The sequence below is a fragment of the Reyranella sp. genome, assembly GCF_965229815.1.
Taxonomy (GTDB): Bacteria; Pseudomonadota; Alphaproteobacteria; order Reyranellales; family Reyranellaceae; genus Reyranella.
In genome coordinates this window covers 189,498-206,328 of record NZ_CBDDJN010000002.1, presented here as the reverse complement: position 1 = coordinate 206,328, position 16,831 = coordinate 189,498, and the positions used below count along the sequence as shown (strand labels likewise).

Sequence of the window (16,831 nt, the reverse complement as noted above, 5' to 3'; positions counted from 1 at the left end):
GCAGGGTCCTTTGGTTAATTCGCTACGCCGTGACCGGTCCGGGCCGATCGAGGCCGACTCCGGTCAGGTGCCCGAACGAGTCCTGCAGGCGCGCGACCACCGGCGCAGGCAGCGGCGGGCGCAGGATCGAGGCGACGTTGGCCGCGACATGGTCCTTGTTGCCGGTGCCGAAGAGCACGACGTCGACGCCTTCCGTGTGGCGCACGAAGCGGTAGGCGGCGTCGGTCAGGCTCTCCGCCGCGCCGCCCGCCGTCAGGAAGCCGAGGGGATCGCCGTCGGCGACCAGCGCCCGGTCGAGTCGGCCCTCGGCGACCAGCCGGGCGAAGATCTCGGCGCGATAGGTGGCGTTGCTGAAGATGTTGCGCACCACGAACATCAGCAGCGTGCCGATGCCGCGCCGCGCCGTCGTCGGGAAGACGTGCCGCCGCGCGCCCTGGTTCATCAGGCTGTAGGCGAGCATGATGACCTCCCACGGATCCTCCTCGATCGCCTGAGCCAGCATCTTCTGCTCGGGATCGGCGGGGCTGGTCTCGGTGATGCCGACATGGCGCACCTTGCCCTGGTCCCGGAGCTTCAGCAGGGCGGGCGCCAGCACGTCGCGATGATGGGCGTAGGCGGCGGGCGCCACCGCGTGGAAGTGGAAGATGTCGACATGATCGAGGCCGAGCCGCCGCAGCGAGGCCTCGACCTTCTGCGCCACCGTTGCCGCCGTGTCGCCGGTACCGAACACCGCCTTGGTCGAGATCACGAGCCTGTCGCGCCCGTGCGCGCGAGCGGCTTCGCCGACGATCGCCTCGGTGCCGTAGGCCTCGGCCGTGTCGAGGAAGTTGACGCCGAGGTCGATCGCCGTGCGCACCACCGCGACGCAGTCCGCAACCGAGGCGCCGCGGCCCAGCCCCAGCCGGCTGTTGCCGCCGCAGCCCAGCCCGGCCACGCTCACCGTGAGGCCGGTCTTCCCGAGAGGCCTGTACTCCATTCGACGCTCCTTCGACGACCCGTGGTTCCCGTGTAGCACCCCCGCCGGCCGGTGCCAGCGCCCGCGCTCCGGAACGCGAGCCTTCCGGCGGCCGGCGATGTGTGGAAAGCTCGGCGCTTCTTCCTTTGACAGCAGGCGGGACGGGCAATGCACGACATCGTCATCCGGGGCGGCAGGATCGTCGACGGCACGGGCGCGCCCGCCGTGCAGGGCGACGTGGCCATCGACGGCGACCGGCTGGTCCAGGTCGGCGGCAAGGCCGGTCCCGGCCGCCGCGAGGTGAAGGCCGACGGCCGCATCGTGACCCCGGGCTGGGTCGACGTGCACACCCACTATGACGGCCAGGCGACCTGGGATCCGGTGCTGGCGCCCAGCTCCTGGCACGGCGCCACCACCATCGTGTTCGGCAATTGCGGCGTCGGCTTCGCGCCGGTGCGCCGCGAGCACCACACGGCGCTGATCGACCTGATGGAGGGTGTCGAGGACATTCCCGGCATCACCCTCTCCGAGGGGCTGAAGTGGGACTGGGAAAGCTTCCCCGACTATCTCGACGCGCTCGCCCGCCTGCCGCGCACCATCGACGTCGCCGCCCAGCTCGCCCACCATCCGCTGCGCGTCTACGTCATGGGTGAGCGCGCCATTGCCCGCGAGAACGCCACCGCCGAGGACATCGAGGCGATGGGCCGGCTGGCCGAGGAGGCGATGCGCGCCGGCGCCGTCGGCTTCACCACCAGCCGCACCGACCAGCACAAGACCCTGGCCGGCGACCTGGTGCCCGGCCGCTACGCCGAGCACGAGGAGCTGCTGGCGATCGGCCGCGCCATGGGCCGCGCCGGCCGCGGCGCCTTCGGCATGCTTTCCGACTTCGAGGACGAGGCGGCGGAGTTCCGCTGGTTGCGCCAGGTCGCGCAGGACAGCGGCCGTCCCGTCTGGTTCCTGCTGACCGACCGCAGCTACGATCCCGAGCGCTGGCGCCGCCTGATGGACGGCGTGCGCGCCGCCCGCGCCGACCGCCTGCCGCTGTCGGCCCAGGTCGCCGGCCGGCCGGTCGGCCTGACGCTCGGCCTCGGCACCTCGCTCAATCCCTTCGCGCTGCGCGAGGCCTTCGCCGCTCTCTCGAAGCTGCCGCCGGCCGAGATGCTGGCCCGCCTGCGCGATCCCGCGGTGCGGCGCCAGATCCTGGCCGAGGAGGCCTCGCCGCGCCTGCTCGAGGTGCTTCCGCCGCTGTCGCGCCAGATCGCGACGCGCTGGGACCGCATGTATCTCCTGGGTGATCCGCCCGACTACGAGCCGCCGCCGGAGAGCAGCATCGCCGCCATGGCGGCGCGCGACGGCGTGAGCCCGGCCGAGTTCTGCTACGACTACCTGGTCGGCGGCGACGGCAGCCGCATGGTCTATTTCCCGGTCACCAACTACGTGCACGGCGATCTCGAGGTGGTGCGCGAGATGATCGAGGACCCGCACACGCTGCTCGGCCTGTCGGACGGCGGCGCCCATTGCGGCGTGATCTGCGACGCCTCGCTCAACACCACCATGCTGTGCCACTGGGTGCGCGACCGCACGCGCGGCCCGCGCATGGCGCTCGAGCGCGTGGTCAAGGCGCAGACCAGCGAGACCGCCGACTTCTTCGGCTTCCGCGACCGCGGCCGCCTGCAGCCCGGGCTGAAGGCCGACGTCAACGTCATCGACTTCGACAACATGCGCCTGCACGCGCCGCGGATGGTCTTCGACCTGCCGGCCGGCGGCCGCCGGCTGGTCCAGAAGGTCGACGGCTACGACATGACGATCTGCTCGGGTACGCCGATCTTCGAGCAGGGCGAGGAGACCGGCGCGCGGCCGGGAACCTTGGTGCGCTCGGCGGGGGCCTGATCGGGCGCTCGTTTCCCCCTCAGCGGCGCCAGTCGTCCTCGGCCGGCAGGCCGCCGGTGATGTCGGCATGGGCGATGCCTGACCGCGCGCTGCGCGCACCGCCGGAGAATCGCACCGCCAGGACTCTGCCGTCCTCGGTCGTCAGCTCGAGGTCTCGGCGGCCCAGCGCATTGGCGAGGTCGTCGGGGGTCATGCTGATCTCGCCCGAGCCCACGACCTCGCCCGGCTTCATCCGATAGCCGTCGATCTCGTAGCGCGCGTCCCCGAGCACCGCGCCCTGGCTGCGCAGCACGCCGCTGCCGCGCAGCACGCCGAGATGACGCATGGCGCCGCGCGTCGGCCGGCTCATGGCGCGTTCGCCGACAGGGCTGGCGTCCCGACGCGCAGACGGACCAGCAGATCGAAGGGCAGGCCGGCCGCGCCGAAGCCCTCGACGCGGCCCCGATGCTCGAAGCCCAGCCAGTCGAGCCAATGCCGGCGGAAGCTGTTGCGCGTGTCGCACACGGTCTGGAGCAGCGGCCATCGACGCTGCCAGGAATCGACCTGGAAGCGCGACAGCCACATCATGTCGGCGAGATCGTCGCCGCCGAGCGTGGAGACGATGGCCGCCCACGGCGTCGCCGCGCGCTGGCCCGGGGCCACGGACGAACCGGGGCAGCCGACGATGCCGAATATCGCCGTCGCCTCGCCGCGCACGGAGAGGACGTGGCAGCCGCCGCGCATCCAGTCTTCCAGCACGTCGAGGGCGGGGCGTCCGTCCAGTGCTTCCATTTCGCGGCGGTCGTCGGCCCGCAACAGGCCGGCGATGCGGCCTGCATCGCCGCTCGCCGCGCGCCGCAGACGGCACCCGGCAGGCAGCCGGCGCGCCGGCGGGTCGAAGCGACCCGGGTCGGCCATGTTCACGCGGAGCGCGCGGTGGAGCGTGTCGGACCCGGGAACGGGGGGATGCGATACGCGCCATCGCGCTCGGACGAGGCGTCGCGCAGACGATCCGTTCGCCGGCGGGTCGGCGGAACGCGCGCGGAGGCGCTTCGGCGCGCCACGCCCAGGGAACGCAGCAGTGCCAGTTCATGGCGGACGAGCCGGTCCTTGGGACTGTCCAGGAAACGGTACGAGCGCGTTCGGGAGGGGGACAGTGATCACCTTTGGAATGGCGGGGCAGGCGGGAGCGGGCACGCTCTCAGCCGCCGGCGCCCGGTGGTCGCTGCCGACGATGATGTGGATATGGGCGCATGGCAGGCACCATGCAAGACCGGGGTCCGGCGAAAGCGCGTCCCGGCGGGTGGCCACCGGTCGCGCGGGCTGCTATGCCTTTGTCGAAGGTGGCGTTCGCCGCCGCTTTCTGCCCGGCCGCCAAGGCCTGAAAGGAATCCTCCCAACCAGTGCCCTGCGCCGTCGGCGGAAAGCCCGCCGGCGAGCCCCCTGCGCGTGCGGCCCGGCCGCAGCGCCCCAACGGAGAAGCGCATGTTCGAGAAGACGCAGACGGCCCCCATGGTGCGGCCGCCGAGCAAGGAGAGCATCCTGAAGCAGGCCGACGACATGCGCGACCTCGCCCGCCGCGCGCGGCGCCTGACCGAGACGGTGACCGACGACGGCGACCGCCGTCGTTTGGCCCGCTATGTCGAGGAGCTCGGGGAAAGTGCGTCGCGCCTGGAGAGGATGGCGGCGGAGGCCAAGACCGGCTGATCCTGCCGGTGAGGTCGGTCGTACCGTTCGCCGCGGGGCGATCGGCGACTCAGTGCAGGTTCTTGTCGCGGGTGCGTGGCATGGCCAGCCGGACGTCGGCCAGCGCCGGCGCGACGTCCCTGATCTCGTCGAAGAAGGCGGCGAAGTAGCGCGGCAGCAGGCTCCTGACCTCCTCTCCGATCGCGATGTCGCCGGTCTGCGCGACCAGCGTGAGGGACGTGGTCTGGTGGAACCACACTACCACCTCTTCCAGCGACTCCGGATCGTCGAGCACGATCAGCAGCCCGAGATGCGCGGCGTCGTGCGCCTTCATCGCGCGGGCCATGGAGGCATCCAGCGGGTCGGCGAGCGAGAAGCCCAGCCTCGCCATGCGGCCGGATGCCAGTCTCACCTCGTACTGTCGCCACGCCAGCGAGGCGCGGGAGCGCCGGTCTTCGGGGGAACGCGAAAGTCGGTCGCCGCCTGACTTCATGGTGCACCTCGCGAAAGGGGCGGGAGCACGCGTCTCTCTCAGCCATCGCTGCCGGGGCCGTCGTGCGATGGTGGCCTTCGTCTACGCTCTTCCGTCCCGAGCGTCCAACGGCCGCGCGGCCGTTCAGTCGTCCGGCAGGGCGTCGAGATTTCGGGCGGCGCGCTCGCCGTCGGCGATCGCCTCGTGCCGTGCCTGGAACGTCTCGCTCGACCGCATCATCTCGGCGCCGTCGCCCCGACGGCACACCTCCCATCCGAAGGGGCGCGGCGGTGGGCCGCGCCGGGTCACGGTGACTCGATAACGCGCCGCAGGCGTTGGGTCCGTCATGCCGTGTTCCCTCCCGTGGGTGGCCCCGTGGAGCGCCTGGTCCTCGGCCTGGCTGAAGCGGACCAGTCGGCCCGACGCCTCGTCCCAAAGCGTGAGCCAAGGCGCATGCCAGCTGTCCCTGAGCGAGAGCCCGCGGACCTTTCGGATCTTCTGGACGGCGCCATGCGCCGCGTCCAGCCGATAGTTGGGCACCCGTGGGTTGAGATGATGGACGTGATGAAAGCCGATGTTGCCGGTCAGCCAGTGCAGGACGCGCGGCAGGCGCAGCCACGACGATCCCGCGAGGGCCGCCCCGACGAAGCTCCATTGCCCTTCCCGGCTCCAGTGCGCGGTCTCGAAGCGGTGCTGCACCGTGAACAGCCACACGCCGACGATCGAGGCCACGGCCATGACCGGCAGGTGGACCGCCAGCACCTCGCGCCAGCCCAGCAGGGCGGCCAGGGTCGCGAACAGCACCGCAAGCGCGGCATCGGTGAGGAACACCGAGTTCCGTTCGCGCACCCAGCCGCGCGGCGTGTCGAACGGCACCCGGTAGAGCAGCACGAACACCAGCGGCGGCAGCAGGACGTTGGCGATGAGCGGATGGCGCGGCAGTCGGTAGAGCAGCCGCTGCCGCGGCGTGCGCGCGAGATAGTCGCGAACCGTGAGGCACGCGGAGTAGATGTCGCTGCCGCCGCTCGTGCGGTCGAGGTTGTTCCAGTCGGCGTGGTGGAGTCCGTGCTGCCGCCGCCAGTTGCCGAACGGCGTCAGCGTCGCGAGGCTGCACAGTCGCCCGACCAGGGCGTTGGCCTGCGGCGAGGCGAGGAAGGACCCGTGTCCGCAATCGTGCTGGACGATGAAGATGCGCACCAGCAGCAGGCCGGTTGGCAAGGCCAGGCAGAGAGCCAGCGGGTAGGAGAGCGGCAGCGCGAGGTACATCGCCGCGCATCCGGCAACGAAGGGCCCGAACGATGTGAGCAGCTGCAGCAACGCCCGGCCGAGGCTCGGTCGCGCGAAGGCGGCGGCCGTGCGGCGGACCTCCGCGTCCGAGCGGGCGCAATCCCGTTCAGGAATCATCGACGGTCCTTGGCAGAGGGCGATGCCTCTACATGGGGATGAGGCGCACCCGGCGCAATGTCCGCTTGTCATGGCGGCCGGAAGCGCCCATACGTCGGGCGTCGATGGACGGATTGACGACTGGGACGCCGCCCGCCTTCGAGCAGGCGCCAGCCTCCGACTTGCTCCCGAGAAACATGCGAATTCGACGGCCGGCCTTGTGTGGCAGGCAAGCACTCTACGTAGACGAAAAGGGGTTTCCCATGGCGACGGGAACCGTGAAGTGGTTCAACCCAACCAAGGGCTTTGGCTTCATCCAGCCCGATGACGGCGGCAAGGATGCCTTCGTTCACATCAGCGCCGTCGAGCGCGCCGGCATCGATCACCTGATCGAGGGCCAGAAGGTCGAGTTCGAACTGGTCTCGGATCGCCGCAGCGGCAAGCTGTCGGCCGACAACCTGAAGCGGATCGACTGATCCGCTGCCTGCCGGCCTCGCGCCGGTGGATGAGAGGAAGGCCCCGGGGCGCGAGCCTGCGGGGCCTTTCTGCTGATCGGAGGCGTCGGAGAATCTCCGGCGTGACGACGTTCCGGGGCCGCGGGCCCATCAGCGCCGGCGTGTCGTCCGCTGCCGGCGGGCTGACCCTCAGCGCTCGCGCGCGCCGAGGCCCGCCCGCCGCAGCGCGTCGGCCAGCGCGCCGCCGGCCGAACCGGCCTTGCCGGTTTGCGGGCCGGCTTGCGAACCGGACGGGCCGCGCCGGGACGCGCCGTCCGGACGACCGCCGTGGTTGCGGCCCATATCGGGGCGACCCGCGCGCGCCGCCGGTCCTCCAGAAGCTGCGCCCGCCGGATCGTCGAGCCGCAGCGACAGGCTGATGCGCTTGCGCGGCCTGTCCACCTCGAGGACCTTCACGCGCACGATGTCGCCCGGCTTCGCCACCTCGCGCGGGTCCTTCACGAACTTCGTCGACATCGCCGACACGTGCACCAGCCCGTCCTGGTGGACGCCGATATCGACGAACGCCCCGAAGGCGGCGACGTTGGTGACGACCCCTTCCAGCACCATGCCCGGCTCGAGATCGGCCAGCGTCTCGATGCCGGCCTTGAATTCCGCGGTCCTGAAGGCCGGGCGCGGATCGCGTCCCGGCTTCTCCAGCTCGCGCAGGATGTCGGTCACCGTGGGCAGGCCGAACCGGTCGTCGACGAACGCGGCCGGCGACAGCGCGCGCAGCGCGGCGGCGTTGCCGATCAAGGCATCGATCGCGCTGCCGCTCGCCGCGATGATCCGGCGCACCACGGGATAGGACTCGGGATGCACGGCCGACGCGTCGAGCGGATCGTCGCCGGCCGGGATGCGCAGGAAGCCGGCGCACTGCTCGAAGGCCTTGGGGCCGAGCCGCGGCACCTCCTTCAGCGCCTTGCGCGAGCGGAAGGCGCCGTGGGCGTCGCGATGGGAGACGATGCCCTGCGCCAGCGACGTCCCGATGCCCGACACGCGCGCCAGCAGCGGGGCCGACGCCGTGTTGAGGTCGACGCCGACGCCGTTCACGCAGTCCTCGACCACGGCGTCGAGCGAGCGCGACAGCTTCACCTCGCTGAGATCGTGCTGGTACTGGCCGACGCCGATCGACTTCGGATCGATCTTCACCAGCTCCGCCAGCGGGTCCTGCAGCCGGCGCGCGATCGACACCGCGCCGCGCAGCGTCACGTCGAGCCCGGGCAGCTCCTCCGACGCATAGGCCGATGCCGAGTAGACCGACGCGCCGGCCTCCGACACGACGATCTTCTGCAGCCTGAGGTCGCCCAGCCCCTTCAGCAGCTCGCCCGCGAGCCTGTCGGTCTCGCGCGAGGCGGTGCCGTTGCCGATCGCGACCAGCTCCACCTTGTGCTCGCGCACCAGCCGCGCCAGCACCGCCAGCGCCTCGTCCCAGCGGCGCTGCGGCTCGTGCGGATGGATCGTGCTCGTGGCCACCACCTTGCCGGTGGCGTCGACCACGGCGACCTTCACGCCGGTCCGGTAGCCGGGATCGAGGCCCAAGGTCGGCCGGGCGCCGGCCGGCGCGGCCAGCAGCAGGTCGCGCAGGTTGGCCGCGAACACCCGCACCGCCTCCTCCTCGGCCGCCGTCCACAGCCGCAGCCGCAGGTCGATCGTCAGCATGACCAGGATCTTGGTGCGCCACGCCCAGCGCACGGTCTCGGCCAGCCAGCGGTCGCCGGGGCGTCCCTGGTCGGCGATGCCGAACGCCTTCATGATGCGCAGCTCGTAGACGCCGGCCGCGGGCGGCGCGCCGGGTGCGGGCGGCGGGGGCCGCGTCGCCGGATCGTCCGGCTCCAGCGCCAGGCTGAGGACCTCCTCGCGCTCGCCGCGGAACAGAGCCAGCACGCGGTGCGAGGGCATCTTCGCGAGCGCTTCGGAAAAGTCGAAATAGTCGCTGAACTTGGCGCCTGCCTCCTGCTTGCCCTCGCGCACCCTGGAAACGAGGTGCCCGCGCGACCAGAATTCCTCGCGCAGGGCGCCGATCAGGTCGGCGTTCTCGGCGAAGCGTTCGACCAGGATGGCGCGCGCCCCGTCGAGCGCCGCCGCCACGTCGGCGACGTTCCGGTCGGCCGAGACGAAGGGCGCCGCGCTGTCGGCCGGCACGTGCTGCGGCTCGCCCAGCAGCCGGTCGGCGAGGGGGCCAAGCCCGGCTTCGCGGGCGATCTCGGCCTTGGTGCGGCGCTTGGGCTTGAAGGGGAGATAGATGTCCTCGAGCCGGCCCTTGCTGTCGGCCGCCAGGATCGCCGCTTCCAGGGCGGCGTCGAGCTTGCCCTGCTCGCGCACCGACTCGAGGATGACCGCGCGCCGCGCCTCGAGCTCGCGCAGGTAGCGCAGCCGCTCCTCGAGGGTGCGGAGCTGGGCGTCGTCCAGCGATCCTGTGGCTTCCTTGCGATAACGCGCGATGAAGGGGACGGTCGCCCCGCCGTCGAGCAGGTCGACGGCGGCCTGGACCTGCGCCTCCCTGACCCCGAGTTCCTGGGCAATGCGCGCCGGCACGGAAACCACCAAGGAGCACCTCTTCGATCGGGGCAGGAGAGCCGGTCGACGCACCGCGGACGCCGAGCCACGGGCATGGACCGCGGGTATGGACGGCGGGCCTGTGAGACTTCAAGCGCCTTGTGCCGGGGGAGGCCGGCCCCCGGGCGGCGGGGAATGCCGCTTGAAATCTCCGCCGGAAGCGCCCATATGGCGGGCGTCGATGGACGGATTGACGACTGGGCCGCCGCCTGCCTTTGAGCAGGCGCCCGCCTCCGACTTAACTCCCGAGAAACATGCGAATTCGACGGTCTGCCCCACTTTGGGCGGGCAAGCACTCTACGTAGACGAAAAGGGGTTTCCCATGACGACGGGAACCGTGAAGTGGTTCAACGCAACCAAGGGCTTCGGCTTCATCCAGCCCGATGACGGCGGCAAGGATGCCTTCGTGCATATCAGCGCCGTCGAGCGCGCCGGCATCGACCACCTGGCCGAGGGCCAGAAGGTCGAGTACGAGCTGGTCTCCGACCGCCGCAGCGGCAAGATGTCGGCTGACAACCTGAAGCGGATCGGCTGATCCGCTACCTTCCCAAAGGGCCGAGCCACGGATGTACTGGCGGGCCCGGCGGGAGGGACGAAGGCCCCGGGGCGAAAGCCGGCGGGGCCTTTTTGTCGTCCGGCTCCCGGCCCGGACCCTTCAGAACATTTCCGGCGTGATGACGTTCTGCGGCCTGGGGCCCACCAGCGCCGCGCGCATCGTCTCGGCGGCCAGCCGCCGCGTGTCGTCCCACGCCTCGGGCGTGAAGAAGGCGGAGTGCGGCGTGATGATCAGCCTTCCCTCGCACCACGGCTCGCGGGCGCGGTAGGCGCGCAGCAGCTCGGGCACCGGCTCGACCGGCGGCTCGACGGGCAGCACGTCGAGCCCGACGCCGCCCAGGTGGCCGCGCTTCAGCAGGTCGGCCAGGGCGTCGACGTCGACGATCGGCCCGCGCGCGGTGTTCACCACCACGGCCCCCTTGGGCAGGCGCTGCAGCATCGCCCGCGAGATCATGCCGCGCGTCTCGGGCGTGAGCGGCGCATGGATCGACAGCGTGTCGGTCCGCTCCATCAGCTCCTCCAGCGTCCGCACGCGCTCGACGCCGACGCCGAGTTCGGTGCCGTTCGGCATGTAGGGATCGTAGGCGACGACGCGGAACTGGAAGGCCTTGGCGCGCAGCGCTGCTGCCGTGCCGATGCGGCCCAGCCCGACGATGCCGAAGGTCTGCACGCCGTTCCGCTTCAGCAGCGGGTCGCGCATGTAGGACCAGGGCGCCGGCTGCGGCCGCCGCTGCGCCTCGAGGTGCAGCACGATCCCGCGGCGGAGCGCGAGCGCCAGCGCCAGCGCATGGTCGGCGACCTCCGTGGTGCCGTAGTCGGGCACGTTGCACACCATGACCTGGCGCGCCGCCGCCGCCTTGCGGTCGATCTTGTCGTAGCCCACGCCCATGCGCACCACGCAGGCGAGCTTCGGGAACTTCGCGAAATGCTCTTCGGTCACGGCGTGGCGCATCACCATCAGCCCGTCGACCTCGGCGCAGTCGCGCTCGTCGAGCTGCGACAGGTTGGCGACCGTGCGCCACACCACGCGCACGTCCGGCCCGAACACGTCGCGCTCGACCCGGTCGTCCTCGTAGAGCTTCTCCGCGTACAGCACGGTCTTGGCCATGATGGGCATCTCCTCCTGTCGTCTTGTGGGCGCATCTTAGAGCTTGATGACATCGGGTCGACTCATTGCTGGGGGCGCGCCACTCCGCGCATGTGAGGCAATCGGAGCGCGGGGAGGCGCGGCGGAACGATCTCCGGGTGAATGGACCTCGCCCTTGCCGCCGCCCGCCGCGCGGCTAGGCTGCCGCTCGTGAAACGGGAGAAGACGGTGGCGGACGGACGAGGGACGGAGGCGCGGGCAACCGGCGAGCGGGCGGCCCGGGACGAGCGGCGGCAGCATTACGGCTGGTGGATGAAGATGGCGAGCCGCTGGGCCGACTGCGACGCCTACGGGCACGTCAACAACGCCGTCTACTACAGCTGGTTCGACACGGCGCTCACCACCATGGCGATCGAGCGCGGCGTGCTGCAGGCGCCGGGCCAGACCTCGATCGGCCTCTGCATCGCCAGCGGCTGCACCTTCCTGGCGCCGGTCGGCTTCCCCGGAGCGGTCGACATCGGCGTGCGCATCGGCCGGATCGGCAACAGCTCGCTGCGCTACGAGCTCGCGATCTTCGCGGACGGCGAGACCCCGGTCGCCGTCGGCCATTTCACCCACGTGTTCGTCGACGCCGCCACGCGAAAGGGCGCGGCGCTGACCGATCGGCAGAAGGCGGCTATTGTCGACCTGGTGAACTGACAGCGGACACGCGAGGAGGGGAGGACGCCATGCGGACGAACAGGATCAAGGAGATGTGGAAGGCCGGCCAGTGCGTGACGCTGGGCTGGCTGTCGGTCAGCCACGGCTTCACTGCCGAGGTGATGGCGCGCCAGGGCTTCGACGCGCTCTGCGTCGATCTGCAGCACGGCCTGTCCGAGATGAAGGACGTGGCGCCGATGCTTCAGGCCGTGTCGCAGACCGACACGGTGCCGGTCGTGCGCGTCGCCTGGAACGAGCCGGCGGCGATCATGAAGGCGCTCGACCTCGGCGCCTACGGCATCATCGTGCCGCTGGTGAACACGGCGGAGGAGGCGAAGCGCGCCGTCGACGCCTGCCGCTACCCGCCGGTCGGCATGCGCTCCTCCGGCCCGGTGCGCGCCGTGCAGTATGGCGGCGCGGATTACGTGGCGAAGGCCAACGACGAGATCGTCGTCATGGCGATGATCGAGACCAAGGAGGGCCTGGCCAACCTCGACGCGATCTGCGCCACGCCCGGCCTCGACGCCGTCTATATCGGCCCGGCCGACCTCTCCTTCGCGCTCGGCCTGCCGCCGCGCGGCGACAATACCGACAAGCTGCATCTCGACACCTGCGACAGGATCCTGGCGGCGGCCCACAAGGCCGGCATCAAGTGCGTCATGCACTGCGCCAGCGCCGACTTCGCCGCCGGCGCCGTGAAGCGCGGCTTCGACATGGTGATGCTGACCTCCGACCTCTCCTGCATGATCGCCGGCGCCCGCCAGCAGCTCGACGAGCTCAAGGCCAAGACGAAGAAGTGAGGCGGAGGGTGGTGCGCCACCTCGCTGCGACCCGTCCGCTCCGGGCCGTCGCGGCCCGGTCCGGCGGGACCCGATAGGCGGTCACGCGCGGCGGCCGCGATGATCGGGGAGCTCCTCGCCGGCGGCCTCGCCAGCATGGCCTGCATCGCGATCCACGCCACCGTCATGACGCTGGTGGTGCGGGTCGCGGCCTCGGGCGCGCGGCGGGAGTCGGTGCGGCCGACGCTCCGCCTGATCGCCATCATGATCGCCACCGTGTCGGTGCTCATGCTGGCGCACTTCCTCGAGGCCATGATCTGGGCGGCGACCTACGCCATCGTCGGCGCGGCCCCCGACGATGCCGACCTGCTCTATTTCGCCTTCGTCAACTACACGACCCTGGGCTACGGCGACGTCGTCCCGCTGGCGCGCTGGCAGCTGCTCGGCCCGGCGACGGCGATGTGCGGCGTGCTGATGTTCGGCTGGTCGACCGCCGTGATCTTCGAGGTGCTGCGCAAGGCCATGGCCGCCCTGCGCCTGTGACCGCCGCGGCAGGCCAACGACATCTGCCTAGCCCGATGCCGCAGCCGGCGAAGGACCCGGCATCACGATGGTGACGGCGAGCCCGCCGAGCTCGGACCGGGACAGGTCCATCCGGCCGCCGTTGACGTCGACCAGGTCGGCGGCGATCGAAAGCCCCAGTCCCCAGCCCGGCGCCTTCTCGTCGAGGCGCCGGCCGCGGCGCAGGGCGTCGGCGAACTGGTCGGCGGGCAGGCCCGGCCCGTCGTCGTCGATGGCGATGTGCAGCCGCCCGTCCGACTCGCGGGCCCGCAGCCGCACCCGCCGCTTCGCCCATTTGCAGGCGTTCTCCAGGAGATTGCCGACGATCTCCTCGAGATCCTCGCGGGACCCGCGGAACACCAGCCCGGGCGCGATGCCGAGGTCCATCGTCAGTCCACGCTCGGCATGGACCTTGGCCAGCGCGCCGGCGACGCCGGTCGCCACGCTCTCGACGGATGTCTTCACGCCCAGCGTGCGGCCGCCGCCCGCCATCGCCGCGGCGCGGCCGAGATGATGCTCGATCTGCCGGCGCATCGCCTCGACCTGCTCGCGCAGGACCTTCCGGTCGGCGGCGCCCTGCAGCTCGGCGCCGATCACCGCCAGCGACGTCTTGAGCCCGTGCGCGAGGTTGCCGACATGCCGGCGCGCCCGTTCGATCAGGTCGGCGTCGTTATCGAGCACGCCGTTCATCGCCGCGGCGAGCGGCGCCAGCTCGCGCGGATAGCGGCCGGCGAGCCGAGGCGCGTCGCCGGCCTTCACCGCCGCCAGGTCGGCGGCCATGGCGCGCAGCGGCCGCAGCCCGTAGCGCACCTGCACGATCACCGCGACCGCCATGCCGAGCCCCAGCAGGCCGAGCGACAGGACGAGCAGCAGGTCGAAGCGCCGCACGCCGCCGCTTACCTCGGCAAGGTCGCCGGCGACCAGCAGGTGCACGGGGCCGGCCGCGTTGGCGAACCGCAGGTCGCGTTCGACCACCAGCAGCCGCTCGTGGTTGGGACCGTCGATCCGCCGCACCGCCGACGTCTCGTCGCCCGGCGCGACCGCGATGACGCTGTCCCACAGCGAGCGCGACCGCAGTCGCCGCCCGTCGGGCGCGACGATCTGCCAGTACCAGCCGGAGAAGACGCGGTCGAAGCGCGGATCGCCGAGCGGCCGCGCCATGCTCACCGCGCCGTCGGGCGCGACCTCCGTCGCGGCGATGATGGTCTTGAGGATGGCGTCGAGGCGGTAGCCGAACTCCTCCTCGACGGCGCCGCGGAAGGCGAGCGACAGGACGACGCCGCCGACGCCGAGCAGCACCGCCAGCCAGACCAGCGCCGCCAGCACCAGCCGCACCGAGAGCGAACGGCCCTCCAGCGCGCGGCCTTCTCCCGAAGCCCCCGTCGTCATGCGTCGTCCGGCCGGTCGGTCAGCCGGTAGCCCTGCCCGCGCACGGTGCGGATCAGCTCGGCGCCGATCTTGCGGCGGATGCGGCCGAGCAGCACCTCGAGCACGTTCGAATCGGCGTCGAAATGCCGGTCGTAGACATGCTCCATCAGCTCCGTGCGGCTGACCACGCGCCCGGGGTGATGCATCAGGTAGGACAGGATGCGGAACTCCTGCGCCGTCAGCGGCACCGGCGCGCCCTCGCGCGTGACGCGGCCGGCATTGCTGTCGAGCCGCAGCGGCCCGCAGCTGAGCTCGGGCTGGGCATGGCCGGCCGCGCGGCGGATCAGGGCGCGCACCCGGTAGATCACCTCGTCGAGCTCGAACGGCTTGGTCATGTAGTCGTCGGCGCCGGCGTCGAAGCCCGCCATCTTCTCGGACCAGCGGCCGCGCGCCGTCAGGATCAGCACCGGCGCCGACCGGCCGGCGTCGCGCCAGCGCTTGAGCACCGTGACGCCGTCGATCCGCGGCAGGCCGAGATCGAGCACGATCGCGTCGTAGGGCTCGGTCTCGCCGAGGTGCCACCCGTCCTCGCCGTCATGGGCGACGTCGACGGCGAAGCCGGCGGCCTCCAGCGCGCGCTGCAGGCGCAGCGACAGCGCCGGCTCGTCCTCGACCACCAGGACCCTCATCGCCGGCGGTCCCCGTCGCGGCTCTTCAGCAGGGCGCCGGTCCGCGCATCGTAGTGGCGCTTCAGCACGCGCCCGTCCGCCGACAGGATCTTGATCTCGTAGACCGGCACGCCCCGTTCGTCCTCGAGCTCGACCTCGAGAACCTGGCCCACGTTGTCGGCCTGCGCGCGGGCCAGGATGTCGCGCAGCGGCAGGATGCGGCCCTCCTCGACGGCGCGGCGCGCGCGGTCGTGGTCGTGGCCGTCGTCGGCGGCGGCCGCGCCGCCGGCGACGCAGGCGGCGAGGGCCGCCATCAGAAGGGCCTTCAACAGCGCCATGCTCCACCCTACGCGGCCGATCCTGAACGCAGGATGAACGCGCCGGTCAGGCTCGGTTCAGGCCGCGGTCGATAGTCTAGCCCTCGTCCACAGCCAAGGAGGAGGGACGAATGCTGAAGAAGATGCTGATCCAGGGCCTGGCCGCCGCGGCCGTCATCGCGGTCGCCGCCGCCGTCCATGCCCAGGTGCAGACCGGGGCCCCGGCGCAGGGCGAGCCGCAGGCCGGCGTTGCGGTTCCCGGCGGGGCCGCGGCCCGCGACGACGGCTATCTCGCCGCGCCGGCGCGGGACGGGCGCCTCGATCGCGACGGCCGCCATGGTGCGCGCCGCGACGACCGCCGGCCGGGCGGGACCGACGAGCGCGGCGCGCGCGACCTGGCGCGCTTCGGGAGTCACGGAGGCGACCATGACGGCGACGACGACTGAGGATCGCGCGATGGCCGCTCGACTCCCCGCCGGGCGGCAGCTTGCCCTGCTCAAGGCATGGCATGCCTGGCTCGCCGGCGGCTTCCTGGTCGCCTGGCTGACGGCCGGCGAGGACAGCTATGCCATGCACCAGTTCGCCGGCTACGCCGTGCTGGCGGCGGTGGCGCTGCGCCTCCTCGCCGGCATCCTTGTCCGTCCGCCGGGACCGCTCGCCCTGCCGCGGCCGGGCGTGGCGGCGGCGCGCGCGTGGCGGGGTCGCGGCCCCGGCCGCCATCCTCTGTTCGCCTGGTTCGCCGCTTCCCTGATCGCCGTCGTCGGCCTGGTCGCGCTGAGCGGCGCCAGTGCGGATCTCCTGGGCCTGTTCGAGCATCCGCACGAGGCGATCGCCGAGGCCTCGCTGTGGCTGGTCGCCGGCCACATCGCCTTCGTCACCTGGATGCATGGCGGCCGCCGCTGGTTGGTCCCGGGGAAGGAACCGGGAAAGGACCCGCGATGACACCCGTGATGATCCGCCGTCTCTCGCTGGCCGCGGCGATGACGCTGCTGCCGGTCGTCGTGGCGGCCGGCGACGCAAGCCGCGACGCCATCCTCGCGGGCTACGCCGCCGAGGCGCGGCGCGCCGATCCCGCCGCCGGCGCCTTCTCGGCCGGGCGCGGCGAGGCGCTGTTCCGGGGCCGCTGGGCGGGCGGCGACGCGCGCACGCCGTCCTGCACCGCCTGCCATACCGCCGATCCCCGGCAGCCCGGTCGCAACGCCAAGACGGGCCGGCCGATCGGGCCGGTCGCCGTGTCGGTCAACCCGCAACGCTTCACCGATCCCGCCAGGGTCGAGAAGCAGTTCGCGCGCGACTGCCACAGCGTGCTCGGCCGCGCCTGCACGCCGCTGGAGAAGGGCGACTACATCACCTTCATGGCGGGCCAGTGAGGACCGCTG

At 71.9% G+C, this 16,831-nt stretch carries 20 protein-coding genes; 10 read left to right on the top strand and 10 right to left on the bottom strand.

Features of this window, described 5'->3' with window-relative positions:
* Positions 1 to 22 precede the first annotated feature (22 nt).
* Positions 23 to 976, bottom strand: a complete 954-nt coding sequence (locus ACO073_RS01390) for an aldo/keto reductase (RefSeq protein WP_421994509.1) — start codon at positions 974 to 976, stop codon at positions 23 to 25.
* A gap of 147 nt (positions 977 to 1,123) precedes the next feature.
* Between ACO073_RS01390 and ACO073_RS01385 the strand changes: the two genes are divergently transcribed.
* Positions 1,124 to 2,845: an N-acyl-D-amino-acid deacylase family protein gene (locus tag ACO073_RS01385; protein WP_421994507.1), complete on the top strand. Its 1,722-nt coding sequence runs from the start codon at positions 1,124 to 1,126 to the stop codon at positions 2,843 to 2,845.
* 19 nt (positions 2,846 to 2,864) lie between these two features.
* Here the strand turns inward: ACO073_RS01385 and ACO073_RS01380 are convergent, their stop codons facing one another.
* Positions 2,865 to 3,194 (bottom strand): hypothetical protein, encoded by a 330-nt coding sequence (locus ACO073_RS01380; protein ID WP_421994505.1) that lies wholly within the window; start codon positions 3,192 to 3,194, stop codon positions 2,865 to 2,867.
* Entirely contained in the window at positions 3,191 to 3,742 is a 552-nt protein-coding gene (locus ACO073_RS01375; protein ID WP_421994503.1) for a hypothetical protein, read from the bottom strand. The genes ACO073_RS01380 and ACO073_RS01375 overlap by 4 nt, the downstream gene beginning before the upstream one ends.
* 567 nt (positions 3,743 to 4,309) lie before the next feature.
* Between ACO073_RS01375 and ACO073_RS01370 the strand changes: the two genes are divergently transcribed.
* Entirely contained in the window at positions 4,310 to 4,531 is a 222-nt protein-coding gene (locus tag ACO073_RS01370; protein WP_421994501.1) for a hypothetical protein, read from the top strand.
* 49 nt (positions 4,532 to 4,580) lie between these two features.
* Here the strand turns inward: ACO073_RS01370 and ACO073_RS01365 are convergent, their stop codons facing one another.
* The gene (locus tag ACO073_RS01365) at positions 4,581 to 4,922 is read right to left on the bottom strand and encodes a hypothetical protein (RefSeq protein WP_421994499.1); all 342 of its coding nucleotides are present in this window, start codon (positions 4,920 to 4,922) and stop codon (positions 4,581 to 4,583) included.
* 204 nt (positions 4,923 to 5,126) lie between these two features.
* Entirely contained in the window at positions 5,127 to 6,386 is a 1,260-nt protein-coding gene (locus tag ACO073_RS01360; protein WP_421994497.1) for a fatty acid desaturase family protein, read from the bottom strand.
* Positions 6,387 to 6,628: 242 nt separating this feature from the next.
* On the opposite strand from ACO073_RS01360, the gene ACO073_RS01355 reads away from it, so the two are divergent.
* Positions 6,629 to 6,841 carry a cold-shock protein gene (locus ACO073_RS01355; RefSeq protein WP_421994495.1) on the top strand — a complete coding sequence of 71 codons (213 nt, stop codon included), beginning with the start codon at positions 6,629 to 6,631 and terminating at the stop codon, positions 6,839 to 6,841.
* 168 nt (positions 6,842 to 7,009) lie between these two features.
* Here the strand turns inward: ACO073_RS01355 and ACO073_RS01350 are convergent, their stop codons facing one another.
* Complete coding sequence (locus ACO073_RS01350; protein WP_421997368.1) at positions 7,010 to 9,406, bottom strand: Tex family protein; 2,397 nt, start codon at positions 9,404 to 9,406, stop codon at positions 7,010 to 7,012.
* 334 nt (positions 9,407 to 9,740) lie between these two features.
* Here ACO073_RS01350 and ACO073_RS01345 point away from each other — a divergent pair, with 334 nt between their 5' ends.
* Positions 9,741 to 9,953, top strand: coding sequence for a cold-shock protein (locus ACO073_RS01345; protein WP_421994493.1), 213 nt, complete (start codon positions 9,741 to 9,743; stop codon positions 9,951 to 9,953).
* 120 nt (positions 9,954 to 10,073) lie between these two features.
* On the opposite strand, the gene ACO073_RS01340 is transcribed toward ACO073_RS01345, so the two are convergent.
* Complete coding sequence (locus ACO073_RS01340; RefSeq protein ID WP_421994491.1) at positions 10,074 to 11,081, bottom strand: C-terminal binding protein; 1,008 nt, start codon at positions 11,079 to 11,081, stop codon at positions 10,074 to 10,076.
* 141 nt (positions 11,082 to 11,222) lie between these two features.
* Here ACO073_RS01340 and ACO073_RS01335 point away from each other — a divergent pair, with 141 nt between their 5' ends.
* The 3 genes from ACO073_RS01335 to ACO073_RS01325 all read left to right on the top strand — a co-directional run bounded on the left by ACO073_RS01335 (position 11,223) and on the right by ACO073_RS01325 (position 13,081).
* Positions 11,223 to 11,759, top strand: a complete 537-nt coding sequence (locus tag ACO073_RS01335; protein ID WP_421994488.1) for an acyl-CoA thioesterase — start codon at positions 11,223 to 11,225, stop codon at positions 11,757 to 11,759.
* 29 nt (positions 11,760 to 11,788) lie between these two features.
* Positions 11,789 to 12,559 (top strand): HpcH/HpaI aldolase family protein, encoded by a 771-nt coding sequence (locus ACO073_RS01330; protein ID WP_421994486.1) that lies wholly within the window; start codon positions 11,789 to 11,791, stop codon positions 12,557 to 12,559.
* 99 nt (positions 12,560 to 12,658) lie between these two features.
* Positions 12,659 to 13,081, top strand: a complete 423-nt coding sequence (locus ACO073_RS01325; protein WP_421994484.1) for an ion channel — start codon at positions 12,659 to 12,661, stop codon at positions 13,079 to 13,081.
* Between the two features lie 27 nt (positions 13,082 to 13,108).
* Here the strand turns inward: ACO073_RS01325 and ACO073_RS01320 are convergent, their stop codons facing one another.
* The 3 genes from ACO073_RS01320 to ACO073_RS01310 are packed head-to-tail and all read right to left on the bottom strand — an operon-like array spanning position 13,109 to position 15,473.
* Positions 13,109 to 14,488, bottom strand: coding sequence for an ATP-binding protein (locus ACO073_RS01320; RefSeq protein ID WP_421994482.1), 1,380 nt, complete (start codon positions 14,486 to 14,488; stop codon positions 13,109 to 13,111).
* Positions 14,485 to 15,156, bottom strand: a complete 672-nt coding sequence (locus tag ACO073_RS01315; protein ID WP_421994480.1) for a response regulator transcription factor — start codon at positions 15,154 to 15,156, stop codon at positions 14,485 to 14,487. Before ACO073_RS01315 ends, ACO073_RS01320 begins: the two co-directional genes overlap by 4 nt.
* Positions 15,153 to 15,473 (bottom strand): PepSY domain-containing protein, encoded by a 321-nt coding sequence (locus ACO073_RS01310; protein WP_421994478.1) that lies wholly within the window; start codon positions 15,471 to 15,473, stop codon positions 15,153 to 15,155. Before ACO073_RS01310 ends, ACO073_RS01315 begins: the two co-directional genes overlap by 4 nt.
* Positions 15,474 to 15,583: 110 nt before the next feature.
* Here ACO073_RS01310 and ACO073_RS01305 point away from each other — a divergent pair, with 110 nt between their 5' ends.
* From ACO073_RS01305 to ACO073_RS01295, 3 genes are read left to right on the top strand one after another with little or no spacing between them, the layout of a single operon-like run.
* Positions 15,584 to 15,898 (top strand): hypothetical protein, encoded by a 315-nt coding sequence (locus tag ACO073_RS01305; protein WP_421994476.1) that lies wholly within the window; start codon positions 15,584 to 15,586, stop codon positions 15,896 to 15,898.
* A gap of 10 nt (positions 15,899 to 15,908) precedes the next feature.
* A complete protein-coding gene (locus ACO073_RS01300; protein WP_421994474.1) occupies positions 15,909 to 16,394 on the top strand; it encodes a hypothetical protein in 486 nt (161 codons plus the stop codon).
* Positions 16,395 to 16,402: 8 nt separating this feature from the next.
* Entirely contained in the window at positions 16,403 to 16,822 is a 420-nt protein-coding gene (locus ACO073_RS01295; protein WP_421994472.1) for a DUF1924 domain-containing protein, read from the top strand.
* Positions 16,823 to 16,831 lie beyond the last annotated feature (9 nt).

Excerpts from the sequence above, each read along its gene's own strand:
- ACO073_RS01390 (WP_421994509.1), bottom strand. The coding sequence starts at position 976 with ATGGAGTACAGGCCTCTCGGGAAGACCGGCCTCACGGTGAGCGTGGCC.
- ACO073_RS01385 (WP_421994507.1), top strand. The coding sequence starts at position 1,124 with ATGCACGACATCGTCATCCGGGGCGGCAGGATCGTCGACGGCACGGGC.
- ACO073_RS01380 (WP_421994505.1), bottom strand. The coding sequence starts at position 3,194 with ATGAGCCGGCCGACGCGCGGCGCCATGCGTCATCTCGGCGTGCTGCGC.
- ACO073_RS01375 (WP_421994503.1), bottom strand. The coding sequence starts at position 3,742 with ATGGCCGACCCGGGTCGCTTCGACCCGCCGGCGCGCCGGCTGCCTGCC.
- ACO073_RS01370 (WP_421994501.1), top strand. The coding sequence starts at position 4,310 with ATGTTCGAGAAGACGCAGACGGCCCCCATGGTGCGGCCGCCGAGCAAG.
- ACO073_RS01360 (WP_421994497.1), bottom strand. The coding sequence starts at position 6,386 with ATGATTCCTGAACGGGATTGCGCCCGCTCGGACGCGGAGGTCCGCCGC.
- ACO073_RS01355 (WP_421994495.1), top strand. The coding sequence starts at position 6,629 with ATGGCGACGGGAACCGTGAAGTGGTTCAACCCAACCAAGGGCTTTGGC.
- ACO073_RS01345 (WP_421994493.1), top strand. The coding sequence starts at position 9,741 with ATGACGACGGGAACCGTGAAGTGGTTCAACGCAACCAAGGGCTTCGGC.
- ACO073_RS01340 (WP_421994491.1), bottom strand. The coding sequence starts at position 11,081 with ATGGCCAAGACCGTGCTGTACGCGGAGAAGCTCTACGAGGACGACCGG.
- ACO073_RS01335 (WP_421994488.1), top strand. The coding sequence starts at position 11,223 with ATGGACCTCGCCCTTGCCGCCGCCCGCCGCGCGGCTAGGCTGCCGCTC.
- ACO073_RS01330 (WP_421994486.1), top strand. The coding sequence starts at position 11,789 with ATGCGGACGAACAGGATCAAGGAGATGTGGAAGGCCGGCCAGTGCGTG.
- ACO073_RS01325 (WP_421994484.1), top strand. The coding sequence starts at position 12,659 with ATGATCGGGGAGCTCCTCGCCGGCGGCCTCGCCAGCATGGCCTGCATC.
- ACO073_RS01320 (WP_421994482.1), bottom strand. The coding sequence starts at position 14,488 with ATGACGACGGGGGCTTCGGGAGAAGGCCGCGCGCTGGAGGGCCGTTCG.
- ACO073_RS01315 (WP_421994480.1), bottom strand. The coding sequence starts at position 15,156 with ATGAGGGTCCTGGTGGTCGAGGACGAGCCGGCGCTGTCGCTGCGCCTG.
- ACO073_RS01310 (WP_421994478.1), bottom strand. The coding sequence starts at position 15,473 with ATGGCGCTGTTGAAGGCCCTTCTGATGGCGGCCCTCGCCGCCTGCGTC.
- ACO073_RS01305 (WP_421994476.1), top strand. The coding sequence starts at position 15,584 with ATGCTGAAGAAGATGCTGATCCAGGGCCTGGCCGCCGCGGCCGTCATC.
- ACO073_RS01300 (WP_421994474.1), top strand. The coding sequence starts at position 15,909 with ATGGCCGCTCGACTCCCCGCCGGGCGGCAGCTTGCCCTGCTCAAGGCA.
- ACO073_RS01295 (WP_421994472.1), top strand. The coding sequence starts at position 16,403 with ATGATCCGCCGTCTCTCGCTGGCCGCGGCGATGACGCTGCTGCCGGTC.